Raw genomic sequence first — 21961 nt, 5'->3', positions numbered from 1 at the left:
GAGAGCACAGATGGCGAGGGTCATAGAGTTCAATATCAAAGGAAGCGCGGACGAGGTTGTGGCGCTGTTCAACGCAAACCGTCCAGCAGATGCCGTGGCATTGCTGGAACGGCATCGGCAGGGGCAGCCAGAGGTCGTGCAAGAAAGCATGGATCGCTATGTCGGCAACCAGGCCCAGCGCAGCATCGCTGCCAGTACAGAACGTGCGCAGACGCCAAGTACAGCCGCAGGGCTGCAGCGCCTGCAAAGCGTCCAGACGACACCGCCGCGATTTCCATCCGAGAATGAGATGGCTTTACTCGCCGACGGCCAGAAATACGACGTCTACGCAAGCATCGCGCAACTTCGCGGCAATGCGGCAGCGGACCAGGCGCTAGCAACGCCAGAGCAGCGGGTAATCCTGGGGCTACGTCAAGAGAATTCCACGCTCGACGCGATGGAGGATTCGGCCCATCCAACCCAGCGGCGGGCAGATAACCCGGCGACTGCGCGCGACGAGTCGCGCGGCGGCAGCGGCATCTACAACGATCGTCTGGTCGTTCTTTGGAAGGATGCGGACGGCACCGCGCATGTGGTTGAGTCCAATCGCGCCAATACCGAGCCTACTGCACAGTACGATCACCATGCCGGCAATACGGGAGCCAGGCCGCTAGGCGAAGGCGGGCGTGAGAGCCGCAGATTCGAGCCATCTCCAGGATTTGAAAGCATTACGCGGCCCCGCAAGATCGAAGGCGACGATGTCAACGCTGACGGTGTGCGTGACCTTGGACGCCTGCACGAAGGCACGATCGAAATGCAGCCTGCGCAGCACCCCAATCCCCTGCTGGCCGGCACCATGGATAATGCGCTGAGGCCGACCCAGGCCGCAGTCGCCGCAGGGCGTGGCATGGTGCAACGGGATAGCAATGCGGATGGCTGGTTCGACCAGACCGATGTCAACGGTACACAGGATCTCAACGACACCTTCAAGATTCATCGGGGATCCCGTAGTAGTACGGATTCGGCCGGTTGCCAGACGATTCACGCGGACGACTACGACGCATTTTTGAATGCGGTGCAAGGCAACCCCGCGCAGACGCGCTGGCAGTACGTGCTGACCAACACCACACCCGGGCCGGTGCGGGTGCAGCAACGGGACCAGGGGCAAGGACATGAAGGGGCGCAGCCAGGACAGGAAGAGCGTGGGCCTCCGCCAGCCCAGCCGCTGCGGCAGAATGGCGGGCCTGCAGTGCCCGCGCATGGGAGGCCACGACAGGCAGACGCGGAAGGTGCCCAGCCCATGCCTCACCCGTTGCATGCACAGGCCAGCACCTTGATTGGTCAATTGGACGCCAGCATGGGCCGAGTCAGCGATGTACACAGCGAGCGGATGAGCGCCAGTCTTGCGCATTTGGCAAAGGAACATGGGCTTGAGCGGATTGACCATGTGTTGCTGAGCAACCAGACGCCACGCGCTGCCGCAGGGGCGACCGTGTTCGTAGTGCAGGGTGAGCCAGGCAATCCGGCCCATCTACGCGCCAGCATGCCCACTGACGTGGCCGTCAATACGCCGGTGGAGCAGTCGCTGGCAAAGTTGCAGGAGCTGGAGACCCGCACGTTGGCTCAGGCGCAGAGTCGGGTGCAGGAAAGATCGATGGCGCAGGAGGAGGCGATCAGGCCGCGAAGTATTGGGTGAGGTCGTCCGTTCTCAGCGTCGAGCACTAGACCCGCGATCAGGTGCGCTTTTGAAAACGCCGCTTGCAAAAGCCAGGCGCTCGTCGGATATTCCACATTCCGGAATATGGAATAAGGCGGTCTGGCCGTGGAACTGAAGCCCCAGGATCTGGTGGTGCTGTACAAGCAGGTCGCGCAAGCGGGCCAGGTCTGGACGTATGCATCGCTTGGAGAAGCGCTGGGCATGAGCGCCTCCCAGGTGCATCGCAGCGTCAAGCGCGCGGTGGCATCCGGCTTGGCGCTGGAAAAAAGTCGCGGCGAGTGGGAGACGGTGCGCACGGCGCTGCACGAGTTTGCTGTCCACGGCGTGCGTTACGCCTTTCCTGCCGTCATCGGGCCGCTAAGGCGTGGCATTCCTACGGCCTTCGGCGTGCCCCCACTGTCCATTGCCATTTCCAGCTCCCCAGGGGATGCACCGGTATGGCCAAGCGCGCAGGGCACGGCCAAAGGCCCGAGCTTGTCGCCGTTGTCGGCAGGTGCGCCCAACGCTGCGCTGGCCGACCCTGCCTTGCACCAACTGCTGGCGCTGCAGGACGCCCTACGCAGCGGGCGTGCCCGCGAGCGCACGCTGGCAGGGAGCTATCTCAAACAATTGCTGAGGCTTGGCGATGCGCTCTGACGATCCTAATTTGCCGCACCTGCTTGTGATTGCGAATGCATTGGGCGAGCTTTGCGAACACGTAGTCTTCCTCGGCGGAGCAGTTGTTGGCCTGCTGGTATCCGATCCATTGGCGGAAAGCGTCCGCGCCACCTATGACGTCGATGCGGTGGTCAATCTTGATTGGTCCCGGTTCCGCGGTATCGAGGCGCGCGTGGAGTCGCAGGGCTTTGCGCGCGAGATGCAGAGCGGTGTCGTCTGCCGCTGGGTACACCAAGCGTCGGGCGTCCTCTTCGACCTGATGCCGGTGGATGCCGGCGTGCTTGGCTTCTCCAACCGCTGGTACGCCCATGCTGTAGAGACGGCCCAAGTGGTGGCCATCCGCTTGGTGACAGCGACAGCATTCGTGGTGACCAAGCTCGAAGCCTTCGTTACCCGAGGCAACAGTGACTTCCTTTCCAGTCACGACCTGGAGGACGTCCTCAATGTCGTCGATGGCCGGACCGAGCTGGTGGAAGAGTTTGCCGTGGAGCATGCAGACCTCCGGCATTGGGTTGCCGACGTGTTCGTAGGGCTGGTTGGATAACCCGGCTTTTGTGAACGCGCTGCCGGGATTGGTCGCCGAACCGGAGCGCGCAAGCGTCGTGCTTCAGCGCCTACGCACCATTGCATCAGCGTAGCTGCGACATCGTGGGCTTAGGACTGCAAAGAAAACCTTGAAGCACCGGCGCCCGCTTGCGATGATGCATCGCAATTGCAACGCACTGGGCCTGCCATGAAATCCGCATCTCTTCCATCGCTCCGTGTGGACCCGGCGCTGCGCGAAGCGGCCGAAGCCGTGTTGCAGGAGGGCGAGACGCTTTCCAGCTTCGTCGAGCACTCCGTGCGCGCCCAGGTGCAGCAGCGCCAGCAGCAGGAAGCCTTCATCGCACGCGGGCTGGCCTCGCGTGACAGCGCCAAGGCATCCAACCAGTACATCGACGCGAAGGATGTGCTGGCCGGGCTGCAGTCCAAACTGGACAAGGCGCGCAAGGGCTAAGCCAAGGTGGGATTTTCTGTCCGCTTCACTCAGGAAGCGCGCGACGATTTCGCGCGCCTTTACGACTGGCCGCTACAGCGTGCCGAAGGCGACTTCACCCTGGCCAAGCGCGCGCTGCAGGCCGTCGGCGACGGCGTCACCGTGCTTGAACTGGCCCCTTTGAGCTGCCGCAAGGCGGGGTTGGCGGACCCGTTCTTGCGGGAGCTGGTGATCGGCTTCGGTGCAAGCGGTTATGTGCTGCTGTTTGAGGTTGAAAGCGATCAGGTCGTCACCGTTTTGGCAGTCAGGCATCGGCGTGAAGACGACTATCATTAAGCACGGCGTTAGCGCCAACGTCGCGCCACAGAGGAAGTAGATGGCCAATATCAGCAGGCGCCGCACGGGGGAACTGACCCGTGCGCTGTTCCATATCCTCAAGGCCCAACCGGAAGGCATGCGCGCCGCAGACGCGCTGGGCGCACTGGAAAAGCAGGTCGTGCTCACCGAGTACGAAGCGGGCGACTACGAAACCGGCGGCCGTCGCTTCGAGAAGATCGTGCGCTTCAGCACTGTGGCGCCGGTCAAGGCCGGCTGGCTGGTCAAGGACAAAGGCATCTGGACCCTCACGCCAGAGGGTGAAGCAGCGTTGCACGCCTACCCGGATCCGGAGCAATTCATCCGTGCGGTCGGCCAGCTGTACAAGAAGTGGAAGAGCGCCCAGCCCGTTGCCAACGAGGTCGACGATCCCGAAGCCGAGCTCACCGAGGAATCGGCCAGCATCACGCTGGAAGAAGCCGAAGAAATGGCATGGGCCGAGATCGAGGCTTATCTCGCCGCGATGCCGCCGTATGACTTCCAGGAACTCGTGGCGTCGCTACTGCGTGCGATGGGGTATCACGTTGCCTGGGTCGCACCGCCGGGCAAGGACGGTGGCACCGACATCATCGCCTACAACGACCCGCTTGGCACCCGCCCGCCGCGCATCAAGGTGCAGGTCAAGCGCAATGCCAACTCGCCGCGGATCGATGTGACGGGCCTGCGCAGTTTTATGGCCGTGCTCGGAGAGGGCGACGTCGGCCTGTATGTGGCCTTGTCCGGGTTCACCAAGGACGCCGAATACGAGGCGCGGCAGTCGCATCGGCGGATTAATCTGATCGATGCGCGCCGGCTCGTGGAGCTATGGACCACGCACTATGCGCAATTGGACGATAGCGCGCGTACCCGCCTGCCGCTCAAGCCAGTGTGGTTCTTGGCTGGTGACGATTAGTAGCGCGTCGGCTCAAATTTTTCGTCTGAATGAATCAGGCACGTTTTACACAATATCGACTAGCAGGGCGTAATGAATAATCAGACTCACGAGGAGCTCAAAGGGAAAATCTGGGAGATCGCCAATCGGTTGCGCGGTCCTTATCGGCCGCCACAATACCGTCTGGTGATGTTGCCGCTTGTGGTGCTGCGCCGTCTTGATTGCGTTTTGGAGCCAACTAAGGATGCCGTGCTGAAACAGCACGAGAAACTGCTGGCTAAGGACACGCCAAAACCAGCAATGCATAGGCTCCTTGGCAAGGCGGCCGATCCAAATCGGAAATTTCCGCTGTACAACGTCAGTGCCTACACCTTCGAGAAGTTGCTGGGCGACGCTGAAAATATCGCCCCCAATCTGTCGAACTACATCAATGGCTTCTCGCCAGAGGCGCGACGGATTTTCGAGCGTTTCAAGTTTGGCGATCAGATCGACAAGCTTGATGCAAGTAACCGGCTCTTTACCATCATCAAGGCGATGGCGAGCATTGATCTGCATCCGGATCGCATAGATAACCTGCAAATGGGCTACTTGTTCGAGCATCTTGTGATGCGCTTCAACGAGCAGGCCAATGAGGAGGCCGGTGATCATTTCACGCCGCGTGAAGTGATTCGACTGATGGCCAATTTGGTGTACACCGGCGAGCAGGAGGTCTATAGGCCTGGCATCGTCCGCAGCATCTACGACCCGACCTGCGGCACCGGAGGCATGCTGTCCGAATCCGAGAAATTCATTCTCGGGCAGAATGCCGCAGCGCATCTGCACCTGCACGGGCAGGAATACAACGACGAATCCTGGGCTATCTGTTGCTCGGACATGCTGATCAAGGACGAAGACACGGCCAATATCGTCAAGGGTGACACCTTGGGCGACGGCAAGACCAAAGATGGTTTTGAGGGCGAGCGGTTTCATTACATGCTTGCCAATCCGCCATTTGGCGTCGAGTGGAAGGACCAGAAGACGGTTGTCGAGAACGAGCATGCCAAGCTCGGTTTCGCCGGTCGCTTCGGAGCCGGCTTGCCGGCGATCAATGACGGGTCGCTGCTGTTTTTGCAGCACATGATTGCCAAGATGCACCCGTACGACGAAGGTCATCCTGACAAGCCTGGCTCAAAAATCGCAATCGTTTTCAACGGATCGCCCTTGTTTTCCGGCGACGCGGGGTCGGGGCCATCCAATATCCGGCGTTGGATCATCGAGAACGACTGGTTGGACACCATCGTCGCGCTCCCGGATCAACTTTTCTACAACACCGGCATCTATACCTACGTCTGGCTGGTCACTAATCGCAAGCCGGAAGAGCGTCAGGGCTATGTGCAGTTGATCGACGGTACGCGTTTCTTCCGCAAGATGAAGAAAAGCCTCAACAACAAGCGCAACGAAATTTCTGATGAGCAGATTGAAGCGCTGACAGCGCTCTATGGCAATTACGGCGATGGCGAGAGCGCTGAGGTGGTCATCGACCACAAGACCGGCGAAACCGAAAATCGCGTAGTGTCGCGGGTTTTTGAGAATCGCGAGTTAGGTTTCCTCAAGGTGACCGTGGAACGTCCGCTGCGGATGAATTTCGAGGCCACGCCCGGGCGTGTTGCCCGGCTGGATGCGCAGTCCGCCTTCGCCAATCTGGCAACCTCAAAAAAGCGCAAGGACGAAAAGGCTGCGCGGCAGGAAATTGCCGAAGGCCAGGCCATGCAGCAGTGCATTCGTGAGCTCCTCGTCAGATTGGCAGGGAAAGGCCTTTACATGGATCGTGAAGTATTCGAAGCCGATCTTGAAAAGGTGGCAAAGAAAGCTGGCATCAAACTGCCCGCACCCATCCGGAAAGCCATCTTCGCCGCGCTGGGCGAGCGCGACCCGCATGCCGAGATCTGTCGTGATGCCAAGGGGCGCCCCGAGCCCGACAGCGAGCTGCGGGATACCGAGAACATCCCCTTGCCGGAAGGCACCGAGCTGCCGCTCCCAATGGCCTTTGGTCCGGACAAGCCCAACGATGCCCTGGTCGAGGCATTCCGCGACACCATCGACGACTACATGCGCCGTGAAGTGCTCCCCCACGTGGCCGATGCCTGGGTCGATTACAGCAAGACCAAGGTGGGCTATGAAATCCCGATCAACCGCCATTTCTACGTCTACCAGCCGCCGCGTCCGTTGCCGCAGATCGAGGCCGACATCCGGCAACTGGAAGGCGAGATCGCCGATCTCCTGAAAGGACTGCTGGCATGAGCAAGGACTTGACTCCCGCCAAAGAGGGCGAACTGCTGATCTATGCCGCAGCGGAAGGCGGTATCCGGGTGCTGTTGGCTGGCGAGAGCGTCTGGCTGACCCAGGCCCAGATCGCCGCGCTGTACCAGACCACGCCGCAGAACATCACCCAGCACCTGAAGGCGATCTATGGCGAAGGCGAGCTGGACGAGGCGGCAACCTGTAAGGATTACTTACAAGTTCGCCAGGAGGGTGGGCGTACCATCTCCCGTCGGCCCAAGCACTACAGCTTGGAGGCCATCCTGGCTGTCGGCTACCGCGTCCGGTCGGCACGGGGCACCGAGTTCCGCCAGTGGGCCACAGCCCGGCTGTCGGAGTACCTGGTCAAGGGGTTCGTGCTGGATGACGAGCGCCTCAAGGGCAATGTGGGGCCGGCGGATCATTTCGACGAGCTGCTGGCACGCATCCGCGAGATCCGCGCCAGTGAGGCGCGGGTGTACCAGCGCATCCGCGAGATCTTCGCCATGGCGGTGGACTACCGCGAAGGCGACCAGGCCACGCAGCGCTTCTTCGCCATCATGCAGAACAAGGTCCACTTCGCCGCCACGCAACTGACCGCGGCGGAGATCATCCGCCAGCGCGCCGATGCCACCAAGCCCAACATGGGCGTCAACACGTGGAAGGGCAGACGCGTGCTGAAGCAGGACGTGGGCACGGCGAAAAACTACCTAGATGCGCGCGAGATCGACACACTCAACCGCATCACCGTGATGTTCCTGGACCAGGCCGAGTTCCGCGCCATGCGTCGGCAGGACATCCGGCTGGCGGACTGGGATGGTTTCCTGGACAAGTTCCTGCGCGATACCGAACTGCCGGTACTGGACAACGCGGGCAAGGTCAGCCGCCAGCAGGCGCTGGAATGGGCCGAAGGGCAATACGACGCGTTTGCGGAGCGACGGCGGCTGGAAGCCGAGCAAATCGCTGAAGCCCGGTATCTGGAGGATTTGCGAAGTGCGACTGACGCGTTGAAGCACTCGGTCAGTGTCAGCGCGTCCACGCTACCAAAAGATGAGAAAAAGCGAGTGTCACCGAAACCAGGAGACAAGGCATGACCGCACCACGTGCTTCCGTGCTTCCGCAAGGCTGGACGCGACGCCGGCTGCGCTTTGACTCCCGCTGCAACCCGGTGAAGTCGAAGCTCGACCTGCCGGACGATACCGAAGTGTCTTTTGTACCGATGGACGCGGTGGGCGAGCTGGGTGGCCTGCGTCTAGACCAGACCCGCGAACTGGCCGACGTCTACAACGGATATACGTATTTCGCCGACGGCGATGTCTGCATCGCCAAGATCACGCCCTGCTTCGAGAACGGCAAAGGTGCCATCGCCGAAGGATTGGTCAATGGAGTCGCCTTCGGCACGACAGAGCTGCATGTGCTGCGCCCATCGGCAACGCTGGATACGAAATTCCTGTTTTATCTGACTATTGCGCGTGATTTTCGCAGCCATGGTGAGGCGGAGATGCGCGGTGCTGGTGGGCAAAAACGTGTGCCTGAGGAATTTTTGAAAGACTGGACGCCATCGTTACCGCGCATGGATGTTCAGCAACGCATCGCTCGCTTCTTGGACGACAAGACCGCGCGCATAGATGCCTTGATCGAAAAGAAGCAGGAGCTGCTGGAGCGGCTTGAGGAAAAGCGTCGCGCCCTTATTACTAGTGCTGTAACGGGTGAAAGCAGGCTTCGAACACAAGCTAAAAATAAAACACAAAAATTTGGAAGCGCCTGGTTGGAGGCTGCTCCAAGTGATTGGAAAGTGAAACGGCTCAGGTTCGCCTTCGAGAGCTGCAAGAACGGTGTCTGGGGTGCTGAGCCAGATGACGAGGACTCGATTGTATGCATTCGTGCAGCCGACTTTGATGGCCAATCGGGTCGTCTGAATAATGGGAACAGGACGCTACGAACTATTGATAACTGGTCCTTTGAGAAAGTTCGACTGAATTTTGGAGACTTAATACTCGAGAAATCTGGAGGAGGAGACAAGCAATTGGTGGGTCGCGCCGTGCTATTTGATGGACATACTCCTAGTGTCTGCTCCAACTTTCTTGCACGCTGTCGCCCAAGAATTGGTTTTCACCATCGATTTCTGAACTATCTGATGCTGGCGATATATCTTGGTCGTGGAACATATCCGCATATCAAGCAAAGCACTGGAATTCAAAACATTGACACTGGAAGCTATTTCGATATGAGAGTGGCTATCCCAGAAGAAAATATTCAGATAGATATTTCAAATTTTCTTGATGAGTCTGTCGCCGCGATTGATGTTATTCGATCTTGCGTTATCCGCTCCATAGAGAAACTTAACAATTTTAGAAGTATTGTGATCACCGATGCCGTCACTGGCCAGCTCCCCGAGCTCAACGGATAAGGATTCCGCATGTCCGGCCACACCGAACACGCCTTTGAAACTGCCATCGAGGTCACCCTGCTCGCGGCGGGCGGCTACCAGATGCGCCAGCCCGCTGACTACGACGAAACCCTGGCGCTGTTTCCGTCGGACGTGATCGGCTTCCTCAAGGACAGCCAGCTTGCACGGTGGCAGCAGCTTGAAACGCTGCTAGGTACGCGTACCCAGGTGACCGTGCTGGAGGCGCTGGTCAAGGAACTGGAGATCAAGGGCGCGCTGCACGTGTTGCGCCATGGCTTCAAATGCTATGGCAAGACGCTGCGCCTGGCATACTTCCGTCCCAATTCCGGCATGAATCCCGAGGCCGCAGCAAAGTACGCGCACAACCGCCTGACCATCACCCGGCAGGTGAACTTTGCCTCGGTGCTCAAGCGGCCGGACGGCAAGTCAAAACGCTGCATCATCGACGTTACCCTGGCGGTCAACGGCTTGCCAGTGGTCACGGTAGAACTGAAAAATCCCTTGACCGGGCAGCCTGCAAGCGAGGCGATTTACCAGTATCAACACGACCGCGATGAGCGCGACAGGCTGTTCGCCTTCAAGCAGCGTGCGCTGGTGCATTTTGCCGTGGACCCGGACGAGGCCTGGATGACCACCCGGCTGAAAGGGCGTGAGACCGTGTTTCTGCCGTTCAATCGCGGCCATGCGCACGGTGCGGGCAACCCGCCTGTGCCAGGCAACTGGAAAACCCATTACCTGTGGGATGAGGTGCTGCGCGCCGATAGCCTGCTGGATATCTTGCAGCGCTTCATGCACCTGGAGATCAAGGAACGCAAGATCACCACCGACAAAGGCGTGCGCACGGTGCGCAAGGAAACGATGATCTTCCCGCGCTACCACCAGCTAGATGCGGTGCGTCGGCTGGTGGGCCACGCGCGTGCGCATGGCTCAGGCCACAACTACCTGGTGCAGCACTCGGCCGGGTCGGGCAAGTCCAATTCCATTGCCTGGCTGGCGCATCGGTTGGCCAGCCTGCACGACGCCCATGAGGAAAAGGTGTTCCATTCGGTAGTGGTGGTGACTGATCGCCGCGTGCTGGACCAGCAGTTGCAGAACACGATCTATCAGTTCGAGCACAAGACCGGCGTAGTGGAGAAGATCGACGAGGACACCCGGCAGTTGGCGCGGGCCTTGTCTGGCGGCACCCCGATCATTATCAGCACCATCCAGAAATTTCCCTTTATCGCGCGTGCGCTGGCGCGGTTGGAAGCCGATGGCGAGGACGTCAAGCTTGATACAGCAGGCAAGCGCTTTGCGGTCATCGTGGACGAGGCCCATTCCTCGCAGAGTGGCGAAACGGCCATGACCCTGCGCGGCATGCTCAACCGCGATGGCATCGAAGCGGCGGTAGCCGCGCAGCTGTCCGACGAAGAAGATGACGAGCTTGATGAGGCCACCCGCGCGGCGATTCTGCGTGAGGCACAGAAGCGTGTCCGCCAGCCCAACCTCAGCTTCTTTGCATTTACTGCCACGCCCAAGTTCAAGACCAAGGTGTTGTTCGATACGCCGGGGCCGTCAGGCGAGTCGCCGTTCCACGAATACAGCATGCGCCAGGCCATCGAGGAAGGCTTCATCATGGATGTGCTGGCCAACTACACCACTTACAAGCGCTTTTTCGGCCTGATCAAGCAGGTGGAGAACGACCCGGAAGTATCGCGCAAGCAGGCAGCCAAGGCGCTGACCCGGTACATGGAGTTGCACCCGGTCAACATCGAGCAGGTGGTATCCGTGATCGTGGAGCACTTCCGTCTGCATGTGATGCATGAACTGGGCGGCCGCGCCAAAGCGATGGTGGTGACGGGCTCGCGGCTGGCGGCAGTCAAGTACAAGCTGGCCTTCGACCGCTACATCAAGGACAACCGCTACGACGGCATTCGCTCGCTGGTGGCGTTTTCCGGAACGGTGGAAGACCCGGAGGATCCGGGTGCGAGCTACACCGAGGTGGCCATGAATGACGGCTTGGCAGAAAGCGAGCTGCCGGAAGCTTTTGAGCGCGACGACTATCGCGTGCTGCTGGTTGCCGAAAAGTACCAGACTGGTTTCGACCAGCCACTGCTGCAGACCATGTACGTCGTCAAGAAATTGGCTGGCGTGCAGGCGGTGCAAACGCTGTCGCGACTCAACCGCATGGCGCCCGGTAAGAAGCGCACCTTGGTACTGGATTTCGTGAACAAGGAAGAGGACATCCACAAGGCGTTCAAGCCGTACTATGAGAGCACGCCGATTGGCGAGAATGCCGGGCCGGAGAAGCTGTCCGAACTCCAACACAAGCTACTTGCGCCGGCGATTTTTACTCCGGCTGACGTAGATGCTTTCGCCCAAGCTTGGTACCGCCCGAAGCGCGAGCATTCCGGTAGCGACCACAAGCAGATGAACGCAGTGCTTGATGCTGTCGTGCAGCGCTTCAAGACGCAGTTAGAGGAGAAGCAGGACGAGTTTCGCGGACTGTTGATGGCTTACCGCAACCTGTATGCCTTCCTTTCCCAGATCGTGCCTTATCAGGACAGCGATCTGGAAAAGCTCTACACATTCGTGCGCAACCTGATGACCAAGCTACCGCCTGCCGATGATGGCAAGGCGTTCGTGCTGGATGATGAAGTGAGCCTGCGCTACTACCGGATGCAGCAGCTCACCGATGGTTCCATCGATTTGGCGCAAGGCCAGCTGTATTCGCTGAAGGGTCCTACTGATGTTGGTACGTCACGTGTGGCAGATGAGGAAGTGCCGCTGTCGAGTCTTGTAGAGAAACTTAATACTCGATTCGGCACCGACTTCAACGAGGCAGATCAGCTGTTCTTTGATCAGATCAAAGTGTCCGCCGAAGCCAGCGAACAGATCAAGGAGGCTGCAAGAGCCAATAATCTGAGCGACTTCACTGCGTACTTGGGACGAGTGCTTGATGAGCTGTTCATTGAGCGAATGGAGGGCAACGAAGAGATTTTCTCGAAGATCATGACCGATCGTGAGTTCAGGTCTGCGGCTAGTGAACATCTGGCTTTCGAAATTTTTGAGAAATCTCGCGTTTCCAGGGCTAGTGACGGCGCGACTTCATAGGCCCGTTGGGAAGGTCGGCTCGTTCAAGCATCTTGACGTGCCACCTAACCAGTAGCACGATCACCCCACGGAGCCTCGAAACTCCCCGAACAGCGGTACCCACCTCCGACAAACCGGTGGGTTTTTTGTGCCTGCAACTTTATAGGTGCAACCGACGTGATGCCTGCGTCGGGAGGGCGGCTAATACAACACCCGCAAGGGAAATACGCCCGCCGGCTGTTCGCGGTTTCGAGCCTCCCGACTTCCCGTCCGTCGCCTTGCGGCGGGCGGGGGCGATTCCATGGAATGAGGAGCAGGCCATGTCGGACGTTGTACGCGATGTGCAGTCACAACCGGGCTACTACCTGCCAGAGGGCGCGCAGTACCGCCTCCAGCAACTGCGCGACCACATGCGCTTTTTGGCACGGTTAGCGCAGCCACGCACGCAGGTTGAAGAGCAGGCGTGGCAGCCGGCTATCTGCATGGACGAGTTGGCGTTCTGCCTGGAGCTACTGGCCGAGCAGGTGGGCCGGGTGCTGGACGATGTGGAGTGCGCTGTCATCGAAGGGGCGCATCCATTGCCATGACGTGGTGTGCCGTCTGGATCACCGCCGAATGGACGCATTGATCGGCACCGGTATGGCAGCACGCAGCGGTGCCGATTGAATGCCCGAGTCAGCGCTCAAACTGCGCGCGTGTCTGCACACTTGCCTCACTTGTCTTTCAATCCCGCGCTTCCTAGGCGCGGTCACTACACCCTACGTGGTCCATCGGCTCGCGCTTGCCTGTAACCGTGGGCGCTGCTGAAAATAATTGCTGCTAAAAAGAAGGCAAGCGCTTCAGTTTTTCGTAGGTGCGGTGCATCCGATCACGGGGCGGGAGCGGCGGTTCGGTGAAAAAGGGGTCGCGCAGCAGTCTCTCTGCCTTGGTGCGCTCGCCGGTTCCGTCGTCCAGCATGCTGTTGAAGAAGCGGACCACAATGCGCTTGTGGTCGGCCGGGAGAGCCTGCAACGCATCCATGAAGGGGAAGGTGTCTGCGGTCTTGGCGCGATTGATCCCGATCATGCCCATGTTGTAGTCGGGGCGCTTGAGCACATGCACCAGCAATTGCGCCACGCTGTAGACGTCGCGCGCATGCCTGGCAGGGGTGCTCAAGTCGTAGAAGCCCGGTGTGCCGCCGCGGTTAGGGTCGCCTTCTTCTGCGCCGAGCCCCATGTCGATCAGCCGGAAGATCTTCATGGGTTGGTCGTACATGACGTTGTTGTGCGAGATGTCCTGATGCACGATGCCGGCGTCTTCGCAGCAGGCGATCCCCACCAGTACGTCGGCCATCAGCTGCCGGGCCAGGCCGAGATACTCCATTGCGCTGATGGCGCCTTGCTGCAGCGCTGTGCGTGCGCGGCCAATCATGCTGCGCACGCTGATGCCGTCGATTTTCTCCAGCAAAATGCCGAAGGTGTGTTCGATCTGCACCACGCCGTGGGCGCGCACGATATACGGCACTGCATCCACCGACCTGATCATTTGATACTCCTGGAAGATCATGGCTTTGCGCTCAGCGACCCGTTGCTGCAGCGCCGGTGCGTCTGCAGCGGTGGCAGGGTCGCACAATGTCGGCGGGATCGGCCGTTGCGGGTCGGTGCGCAACAAGGCCTTGAAGATGAAGTCGCGTCCGCAATTTTGCCCGCCCTGCCAAAGATCTTCGGCCAGCCGCACCGCGTAGGTCGAGGCGGATGCGCCGGTGCCGACGGTGGGCATGGCGTCCAGCGTTCCTGCAGTGCCTGCGTGCCCGGTTTCCAGGGTTACGTGGAGAAATCCATTGTCTACATCCAGGGCGCCGGGCTTCAACGCCGAGAGCTTCTGGATCAAGTCCGGGCGTTCGGAGCGGCTGGTCAGCGATTTCACCAGGCGCGGGCTCAGCACGACGTGCTGCCGGGCATGACGCGTATCGCTGACCAGCCGCCGTGCGTTGCGCAAGTTCTGGAATGCGTCACTGCTGTCGGCGCCCGCAAGGGCCGACAGGCGCGCCGGCGTCTCCAGCAGACAGGCCCAGGTCGGTGAGCCGGGTTGCGGGCCCAGACGGGGGCTGCGGCCGGTGACAGGCGTCGTTGGCGAGTCGCTACTGGATGAGGACCAGGTGTGCGGTGCCAACGCTGCCTGCAGGCGGGGCACCACGACTTCCAGACGCTTACGTTCGTCGGCAAGTACGCCGGTGATGCTTCTTCTTTTTTCCAGCAGGTTGAGCGGATGGTCTGCGACAGGATGGGGCGGGGTGTGTGGTTCGGGCGCCTGTGCAGTTTCGGGCGCATCGCGCTCTGCGTCTGCGCGCAGCGCCGTGGAAGGGAGAGTGAAGTTGCCGGAGATCTGTTTCATGGTCGAGGACAGTGTGGTCAACGATCAGGGGAGGTGGCTCTGGCGATTCGCTTGCAACACGCGGCAGCTGGAGTGAGCCGCTGGCACCAGGGGCCACTCAGCGGCGATGCCGGCTGCGTCACTTTGATCATCATTGAGGCAGTGGTGCATGCGGAGGGAGCAATGCACGAAGCAGTGCAGGCGTGGGCGAAGTTGCGCGGGTGCTGCATGTCTTGGCCGCTGGCGCGGCGGGATCGGCGCCGGCTGTGGTGGCCAACGTGCGCGTTCAACACGATCGCCAGCCACCCTGCTGGTTTGCCTGCAGCGATACGTGGCGCGTGCGTGCACCGCCTGCGCACTTTGGCAAGCTCCGTGCCGCTTGTTTCGTGTTCGGCAATGGTTTTTCGGCCGGATGCGTCATGCCCGATCACGCTGGGGAACAATGGCGCGCATCCATAGCGGAGAAGTGACGATGCGGCCTTTAGCATTGACGTCCGTCACGCGCCGAGGCGCCAGGCGCGAGCAGCAAGAGGGTGCGACCGTGGCAGATGCCGGCCCGCCTGCACCGGCCAACGACCCGCATGCCAATACGCAGTTGGCCCAGAGCCTGCCGCGGCGCCCTACGGCTATTTCAACGATGACCTGTATTACAAGAATCTTGCTGTAGTCAGTGGCTACCAGGCAGTGGGAGCGCTGGCCGCATTCCTGGGAATGGGGCTGGCCGACGTGTTGGCCGCGCGCTACGTGGAGGCGCAAAGCCGGTGGTACGAAGTGCCGACCAAGGCGCAGCGCGCGAGCGAGTTGGGAGCCACCGAGGCCTGCCTGGATCATGCGGTCGACATGGTGACCATATTCGACGCCGACCATCCTGGGCCTGCCATGGACGGAGGCGAGCAGCTGGTATTGGCCACGGATCTGCTGCACCTCATGACGGTGGAGCGTTCTCGCTTGCCGCCGGAATTGTGGCAAGCGGCCAGCGGTGTTGGCGACGATGCGCACAGGTTGGTCACCCAGCTTTTGCAGGCAGCCAGAGCCCGTGCAGCGGATGAAGCGTCGACGTCGTCGGCAGACTGAGTGAGCGCTGGCAAATGGCGGGAGCATGCGGCCCGCAATCGGCGAGCCGGTGCTGCTCGAGGATTACACCGGCGCCGACTTGAGGATGCCCGACAAACTCTCCCGCAGGATCAGCTGCAGATGCATGCGGTTGAGTTCCATGCCGCTGGTCATCACGCTGTGCAGGCCGCCGCACATGGCAGCGACGGCGAAGACGCGGGCCTGGAATTCGTGTTCGCTGCTGGCGGTGTCGGTATGGCCGCGGAGCAGGCGCTTGAGCAATGCGCTGAGGTGTTCGATCAGCGATGCGCTCTGCCGGCGCATGAAGGCGGCCAGCACCGGGTCGCGCAGGGTAGCCAGGTGCAGCTCCAGGTCGATGCGGGTGCGCTTGATGTTGATTTCCTGCAGCAGCCAGTCTTCGAGCAGGCCGGCGATGAAGTCCACCACGTGCACGTTGGCCGGGCGTTCCACCAGCCACATCTGACGGATGGCGCGCATGTAGTTGCGTTCGAGCAATGCGCGCACCAGCGCGTCCTTGTCTTCGAAGCGCTGCAGCAGACTGCCGCATGACAGACGGGTGCGTTCGGCGATGAGCTCGAAGCTGGTGGCCGAAAGGCCGATCTCGTCGATGCAGCGTTCGGCGGCGTCCAGTACGTCGTCTACCAGGAGCTCTTCGCGCTGTTTTGCGGTGCGCAGCTGAAGGACGTTGGACATGGGCGAGCGGTGTGTCGGGGGCCTGCAGTATACCGAGACAGGGTTATGCATCCGTTGGAGCCGCGCTGGTCCGAGCCATGGCGCATGTTCCTTGCAGCGTGCGCGGTGTGCGGGCTCATGTATGACACCGGTAGCGCGGCGGCGCATGCCGCGCGCATGGTCGACCACCTGTTCACGGCGGCTGTGCGACACGTGGTGCCGACGTGATGCAGGAGATGGGTGTGAGTGAGCACAGTGCGGTTGCGGGGGTGTCGGCGCAGTGGCCGGCGCGCCTGTGGGTGGTGCGGCATGGGCAAAGCGCAGGCAACGTGGCGCGCGATGTGGCCGAGTCCAATGGCGCGACGTTGATCGACCTGGAGCATCGCGATGCGGACGTGCCGCTCTCGGCGCTGGGCGAGCGCCAGGCCGAGGCCTTGGGCGCGTGGATGGCTGGGCTTCCCGAACACGAGGGGCCGACTTTGATCCTGAGTTCGACCTATGTGCGCGCGCGGCAAACCGCCGCTGCGGTTGCGCGTGCGCTCGGCCAGCCGACCGATGCGGTCAGCGTGGACGAGCGGCTGCGCGAGAAGGAGTTCGGCGTGCTCGACCGTTACACCACCGTCGGCATCCTGGCGACCTTTCCGGAACTGGCCGAGCAGCGCAAGCTGGTGGGCAAGTTCTATTTCCGCCCGCCTGGTGGCGAGAGCTGGTGCGATGTGATCTTTCGCTTGCGCAGCATCGTGGGCGACCTGCAGCGCAATCATGTAGGTGCGCGCGTGCTGATCGTGGGGCACCAGGTGATCGTCAATTGCTTCCGTTACCTGATCGAGCGGATGGACGAGGCCACCATCCTGGCCATCGACCGCGAAGGCGACGTGCCCAATTGTGGCGTCACCGAATATGCGGCCGCGGCCGATGGGCAATCGCTGCAATTGGTGCGCACCAAGTTCGTACCGCCAGAGCTGGCCGACGAGCCGGTAACGACCGAATCCGATCGCCCGGCTGGAGCGCGCTGATGGCTGCCGCACGCCTTCGCATGCTGACCGCTGCCGCACTGCGTGCGATGCCGCTGCCATCGCCCGGCGGCGACAAGGAGCAGCGGGGGCGCGTGTTGGTGGTGGGGGGCTCGATGCGCGTGCCCGGTGCGGCATTGCTGGCCGGGGAAGCTGCATTGCGCGCGGGCGCCGGCAAATTGCAGATCGCCACCGCTGCCAGCGTGGCGCCGGCCATGGCCCTGGCGGTGCCCGAGGCATTGGTGCTGGGGCTGGGGCAGAACGGGCAGGGCGAGATTACGCGCGGGCACCGTGCATTGGACGCGGCGCTGGCAGCCTGCGACGCGGCCGTGATCGGGCCGGGCATGGCGTCGACCACGACGGCAACGGCGCTGGTCAAGCTGGCCGCTGCCAAGGCGGTCTGTCCCTTGGTGCTGGACGCCGGTGCGTTGTCGCGCAGCTTGCGTGCGCCGCCTGGGCGGCCCTTCGTGCTGACGCCGCATGCGGGGGAGATGGCGACCCTCGCTGGCGACGACAAGGCTGCGGTGGAAGCAGCGCCGGGCGAGTACGCGCTGGCCTTCGCGCAGAAGATGCGCAGCGTGGTGATCGTCAAGGGGGCGGACAGTTTCATCGCCGGGCCGGATGGTGCGTTGTGGGTGCATCGGGGTGGCGTGCCTGGGTTGGGCACGTCGGGATCTGGCGACACCTTGGCCGGATTGATCGCAGGGTTCGCTGCACGGGGCAGCGATGCATTGACCGCTGCGCTATGGGGCGTGTTCGTGCATGCGGCGGCGGGCAAGCAACTGGCAAAGCGCATCGGCACGGTGGGCTTCTTGGCGCGCGAGATCCCGCCGGAAGTGCCAGGCATCCTGGATCGTTTGTCGCGTAGGTGATCACGCCCCTCTCCCTGCGGCAGAGGGGGTTGGGGTGAGGGTGCTGTTGCTGGGATTGGCGCAGATTGAAGTCTTGTATTTCCTGCAGGTTGTGATGCATCACAAACTGCAGGCATCGCCACGTGTGCACGCACCCTCATCCGGCCCTGCGCGCCACCTTCTCCCCCATCAAGGGGGACGATGTCCCAGAGAGCAAAGGGAAGCTCGATTCGCGCTTGCGCTCGTTTGGAAGGCGATGTTGCGGCGCGTTGGTCGGTTAGGCTTGCGCGATCTACCTGGGAGGGTGCGCGGTGAAGCGAGCGATGACGTGGTCGGTGGTGGGAATGCTGGGGATGGGGCTGGGCACGGCGAGCAGCGCGAGCGCCGCAACGGCGGCCATGGCACACGCGGCAGCTCTGGCAGCATCGGATGCCAGCCCACCAGCGACGAACAACGATGGCGCGTTGCGTATCTACACCAGCTCTCAAGGCGCCACGCAACAGATGCGCGCCAGCACGGCGGCCGCTCCTGTCGCCGGCCATGCATTGACCGAAAAAGAAAACTCCATCTTCGTCAATCCGCAGCGGCAGTTTCAGCAGGTGCTGGGTATCGGTGGCGCGATCACCGATTCCAGCGCAGAGACCTTTGCCAAGCTGCCCAAGCGTACGCAACGTGCGTTGCTCACGGCCTACTACGATCCGCAACAGGGCATCGGCTACACGCTGGCGCGCACCACCATCCATAGCTCGGATTTCAGTAGCGGCAGCTACACCTACATCAAGGAGGGCGATGCGGCGCTGAAGAGTTTTTCGGTCAAGCACGATGCCAAGTACCGCATCCCGATGTTGCGCCAGGCGATTGCGGCGGCCGGCGGCAAGCTCACCACGTTTGCCAGCCCATGGAGTGCGCCGGCCTTCATGAAAGACAGCAAGACCATGCTCAAGGGCGGCAAGCTATTGCCCGAGTACGCGCAGTCCTGGGCAAGCTACTACACGCGCTTTATCGCGGCATACGAAAAAGCGGGCATCCCGATCTGGGGCATCAGCCTGCAGAACGAGGCGATGGCGGTGCAGACCTGGGAGTCGATGCTGTTTTCGGCCGAGGAAGAACGCGACTTTTTGAAGCATCATCTCGGGCCCACCATGGCCAGCGCCGGCTACGGCGATCGCAAGATCATCGTGTGGGATCACAACCGCGACATGATGGTGCACCGCGCGCATGTGATCTTCGACGATCCGGAGGCGGCAAAATATGCGTGGGGCATGGGCTTTCATTGGTATGAAACCTGGGCCGGATTCGAGCCGATGGTGGAGAACGTGGCGGCAGTGGCGCAGGCGTACCCGGACAAGCACTTGCTGTTGACCGAAGCGGCGGTGGAAAAGTTCGACCCGGCCAAGTTGCAGTACTGGCCCAATGGCGAGCGCTACGGCACGGCCATCATCAACGACCTCAATCATGGCGCAGTGGGCTGGACGGACTGGAACATTCTGCTCGACCAACACGGTGGGCCGAACCACGTGGGCAATTATTGCTTTGCGCCGGTGCATGCGGATACGCGCACGGGCGAGGTGATCTACACGCCGAGCTATTGGTATATCGGCCACTTTTCCAAATTCATCCGGCCGGGTGCACGACGGGTCAGCGCAGCCAGCAGCCGTAGCAATCTGGCAACCACCGCGTTTCTCAACACCGATGGCAGCCTGGCCATGGTGGTCATGAATGCCAGCGACGCTGCGATCGCCTACAACCTGTATGTGGGCGAGGCATCCAGCACGTTGGAGATTCCGGCGCATGCGATCCAGACCGTGGTACTGGCGCAGTAAACGAATCGACGCACTTGGTTGAGCTGCGTTCTGGCGCAGCTGCATCCACCGAGCGTGCTCCTTCTGCCGATGGGAGAAGGAGTTTGCGGCGATAACAGCCTGGTGAAGGCGACAGATGCTGCGCTGCGCTTATTCGCCATCCACGGCCAGCGCCGCGTGGATCAGCGCGAGGTGGCTCAAGCCTTGCGGGACGTTGCCCAGCGCGGCGCCCGTGCTCGTGTCCAGCATCTGCGGCATCAGCGCGACATCGTTGCCCAGCCGTTCCAGCAACTGTTCGAACAAGTGCCTGGCTTCAGCACGCTCGCCGAGCAGGCCATAGGCTTCCACCAGCCAGAACGAGCAGGCAATAAATGCGCCTTCGCGTTGTTGCATGCCGCTGTAGCGGTGCAGCAATGCGTCGCTGCCAAGTTCTGAGGCAATGGCATCGCGGGTAGCGATCATGCGCTCGCGGCGCGGCCCGCCCAGCCCAAAGCGCGAGGCCAACAGCAGGCTTGCGTCCAGGTCGTCGGTGCCCGCGTAGAAGGTGTAAGCCTGCTTGGCGTAGGACCAGCAGTGCATGTCGATCCACTCGAGAATCCGCGCCTGTTCGCGTTCCCAGCGTGGCAGCATCGCGGTGGAGAGATGGCCGGCCTTGGCCAGCTCGCTGGCGCGGCGCAGCGCCAGCCAGCATTCCACTTTGGACATGGTGTAATGCTCGGCGGTTTCCAGTTCCCAGAAGCCGGCGTCCTTGCGCATCCAGGTGTTGGCGCATTCGTTGCCGAGCTCGAACAACTGGCGTGCGGTTTCCTGGTCCAGGATGTGCCCGGCATCGAGAAAGCGTGCGGCCATTTCGAAGATATCGCCGTACAGGCACAGCTGCAGCTGGTTGTTGGCGGTGTTGCCAACCCGCACCGGGCGCGTATTGCAATAACCGGGAATGTCGATCTCGCGTTCGTCCGGCACCAACGCGCCATCCAGGGTGTAGCAGGGGCGCACGCCAGGCCGATGCTGGCGGATGGTGCGCATCAACCAGCTAAACGCGGCCTTGGCATCGGCCAATGCGCCCACGCGAAGGAAGGCCTTGGTGGTGTAGGCGGCATCGCGGACCCAGGCATAGCGATAATCCCAATTGCCATTTGCGCCAATCTGCTCCGGCAATGACGTGGTGACCGCAGCGGCGATGGCGCCGGTAGGCGAAAACCACAGGAACTTGAGCGCCAGCGCAGAGCGCACGACCGCATCGTGGTAACTGTTGGCGTAAGACAGGTTGCCGCTCCACTCGCGCCACTCCTGGTCGCTGCGCTCGATGCGCCCACCGATGTCTTCCAGGGCGGGCACCGGGAGCGCATCTTCTTCGGCGGCCAGCAACGCAACGACCTGTGTGTCGCCTGCGCGGATCGCCAGCGTGGCGTGCACACCGCGGTCGTCGCAGTGCACCAGCTGCGCTGCCTCCGTGTCGTAGCGCAGCATGGTCATGAGCGGGCCGACGTGATGCACACGGCCGTTCGGCGTCTCGCTTTGCCAGGGAGTGGCTTCTCCGGCACGTGTGCCGGGGCGGTAGATCAGGTCGAAGACAACGCGGCCTTCGAGACCTTCGATGCGTCGCGCAAGTTCCGACCACGGCAGCCGGCCGGCTTCGCCGCTGTTGAGCGACTCGGTCAGACGTGCGCTGCCGGTTGCGGTGCTGAAGGTCGTTTCGAGAATATTGCTGCCATCGCGGTATCGGCGTTGTACCTGCTGCAGCTGTTGCGGCGTGAGGGCGAAATAGCCGCCTTCGCCTGCATCCAACAGGCGATCGAACAACGGCGGCGAGTCCATCTTCGGCACGCACCACCAATCGATGCTGCCATCGGCACCGCATAG

17 protein-coding genes and 1 pseudogene are annotated in these 21961 nt (G+C 61.6%); 15 read left to right on the top strand and 3 right to left on the bottom strand.

The window, feature by feature from the left end:
• Positions 1 to 10 precede the first annotated feature (10 nt).
• The 11 genes from LN450_RS08040 (at position 11) to LN450_RS07990 (ending at position 12921) form a co-directional block, all read left to right on the top strand.
• Complete coding sequence (locus LN450_RS08040; protein WP_011346666.1) at positions 11 to 1675, top strand: XVIPCD domain-containing protein; 1665 nt, start codon at positions 11 to 13, stop codon at positions 1673 to 1675.
• A gap of 126 nt (positions 1676 to 1801) precedes the next feature.
• Positions 1802 to 2332, top strand: coding sequence for a hypothetical protein (locus tag LN450_RS08035; RefSeq protein WP_011346667.1), 531 nt, complete (start codon positions 1802 to 1804; stop codon positions 2330 to 2332).
• A gap of 148 nt (positions 2333 to 2480) precedes the next feature.
• The gene (locus LN450_RS08030) at positions 2481 to 2897 is read left to right on the top strand and encodes a hypothetical protein (protein WP_039417733.1); all 417 of its coding nucleotides are present in this window, start codon (positions 2481 to 2483) and stop codon (positions 2895 to 2897) included.
• 189 nt (positions 2898 to 3086) lie between these two features.
• Complete coding sequence (locus LN450_RS08025) at positions 3087 to 3350, top strand: YlcI/YnfO family protein (RefSeq protein ID WP_011346669.1); 264 nt, start codon at positions 3087 to 3089, stop codon at positions 3348 to 3350.
• A 6-nt stretch (positions 3351 to 3356) separates the two neighbouring features.
• Positions 3357 to 3665: a type II toxin-antitoxin system RelE/ParE family toxin gene (locus tag LN450_RS08020; protein ID WP_011346670.1), complete on the top strand. Its 309-nt coding sequence runs from the start codon at positions 3357 to 3359 to the stop codon at positions 3663 to 3665.
• Positions 3666 to 3705: 40 nt separating this feature from the next.
• On the top strand, positions 3706 to 4596 hold the full coding sequence (locus tag LN450_RS08015) for a restriction endonuclease (RefSeq protein WP_011346671.1): 891 nt from the start codon (positions 3706 to 3708) through the stop codon (positions 4594 to 4596).
• Between the two features lie 72 nt (positions 4597 to 4668).
• Complete coding sequence (locus LN450_RS08010; RefSeq protein WP_011346672.1) at positions 4669 to 6855, top strand: type I restriction-modification system subunit M; 2187 nt, start codon at positions 4669 to 4671, stop codon at positions 6853 to 6855.
• Positions 6852 to 7946 (top strand): virulence RhuM family protein, encoded by a 1095-nt coding sequence (locus LN450_RS08005; RefSeq protein WP_011346673.1) that lies wholly within the window; start codon positions 6852 to 6854, stop codon positions 7944 to 7946. Before LN450_RS08010 ends, LN450_RS08005 begins: the two co-directional genes overlap by 4 nt.
• Positions 7943 to 9262 (top strand): restriction endonuclease subunit S, encoded by a 1320-nt coding sequence (locus tag LN450_RS08000; protein ID WP_011346674.1) that lies wholly within the window; start codon positions 7943 to 7945, stop codon positions 9260 to 9262. Before LN450_RS08005 ends, LN450_RS08000 begins: the two co-directional genes overlap by 4 nt.
• Positions 9263 to 9271: 9 nt before the next feature.
• Positions 9272 to 12355: a type I restriction endonuclease subunit R gene (locus LN450_RS07995; protein ID WP_011346675.1), complete on the top strand. Its 3084-nt coding sequence runs from the start codon at positions 9272 to 9274 to the stop codon at positions 12353 to 12355.
• Between the two features lie 299 nt (positions 12356 to 12654).
• The gene (locus LN450_RS07990; RefSeq protein WP_011346676.1) at positions 12655 to 12921 is read left to right on the top strand and encodes an XAC0095 family protein; all 267 of its coding nucleotides are present in this window, start codon (positions 12655 to 12657) and stop codon (positions 12919 to 12921) included.
• A 232-nt stretch (positions 12922 to 13153) separates the two neighbouring features.
• On the opposite strand, the gene xopAU is transcribed toward LN450_RS07990, so the two are convergent.
• Positions 13154 to 14728: a serine/threonine protein kinase gene (gene xopAU / locus LN450_RS07985; RefSeq protein WP_041855031.1), complete on the bottom strand. Its 1575-nt coding sequence runs from the start codon at positions 14726 to 14728 to the stop codon at positions 13154 to 13156.
• Positions 14729 to 15128: 400 nt separating this feature from the next.
• Here xopAU and xopAV point away from each other — a divergent pair.
• Positions 15129 to 15760, top strand: a pseudogene (xopAV, locus tag LN450_RS07980) (type III secretion system effector XopAV).
• A 63-nt stretch (positions 15761 to 15823) separates the two neighbouring features.
• Here the strand turns inward: xopAV and LN450_RS07975 are convergent.
• Entirely contained in the window at positions 15824 to 16453 is a 630-nt protein-coding gene (locus tag LN450_RS07975; protein WP_003490630.1) for a TetR/AcrR family transcriptional regulator, read from the bottom strand.
• A gap of 215 nt (positions 16454 to 16668) precedes the next feature.
• Here LN450_RS07975 and LN450_RS07970 point away from each other — a divergent pair, with 215 nt between their 5' ends.
• The 3 genes from LN450_RS07970 (at position 16669) to LN450_RS07960 (ending at position 20119) form a co-directional block, all read left to right on the top strand.
• The gene (locus tag LN450_RS07970; protein ID WP_011346681.1) at positions 16669 to 17448 is read left to right on the top strand and encodes a histidine phosphatase family protein; all 780 of its coding nucleotides are present in this window, start codon (positions 16669 to 16671) and stop codon (positions 17446 to 17448) included.
• Positions 17448 to 18317, top strand: coding sequence for an NAD(P)H-hydrate dehydratase (locus LN450_RS07965; protein ID WP_011346682.1), 870 nt, complete (start codon positions 17448 to 17450; stop codon positions 18315 to 18317). The genes LN450_RS07970 and LN450_RS07965 overlap by 1 nt, the downstream gene beginning before the upstream one ends.
• Positions 18318 to 18640: 323 nt before the next feature.
• Positions 18641 to 20119: a glycoside hydrolase family 30 protein gene (locus LN450_RS07960; protein ID WP_039417561.1), complete on the top strand. Its 1479-nt coding sequence runs from the start codon at positions 18641 to 18643 to the stop codon at positions 20117 to 20119.
• 129 nt (positions 20120 to 20248) lie between these two features.
• On the opposite strand, the gene LN450_RS07955 is transcribed toward LN450_RS07960, so the two are convergent.
• Positions 20249 to 21961, bottom strand: a 1713-nt coding sequence (locus LN450_RS07955) for a glycoside hydrolase family 15 protein (RefSeq protein ID WP_228892739.1), incomplete at its 5' end; no start/stop codon positions are given.

It is taken from the genome of Xanthomonas euvesicatoria pv. euvesicatoria, assembly GCF_020880415.1.
Classification (GTDB): domain Bacteria; phylum Pseudomonadota; class Gammaproteobacteria; order Xanthomonadales; family Xanthomonadaceae; genus Xanthomonas; species Xanthomonas euvesicatoria.
This window is presented reverse-complemented; position numbering and strand designations above follow the sequence as displayed.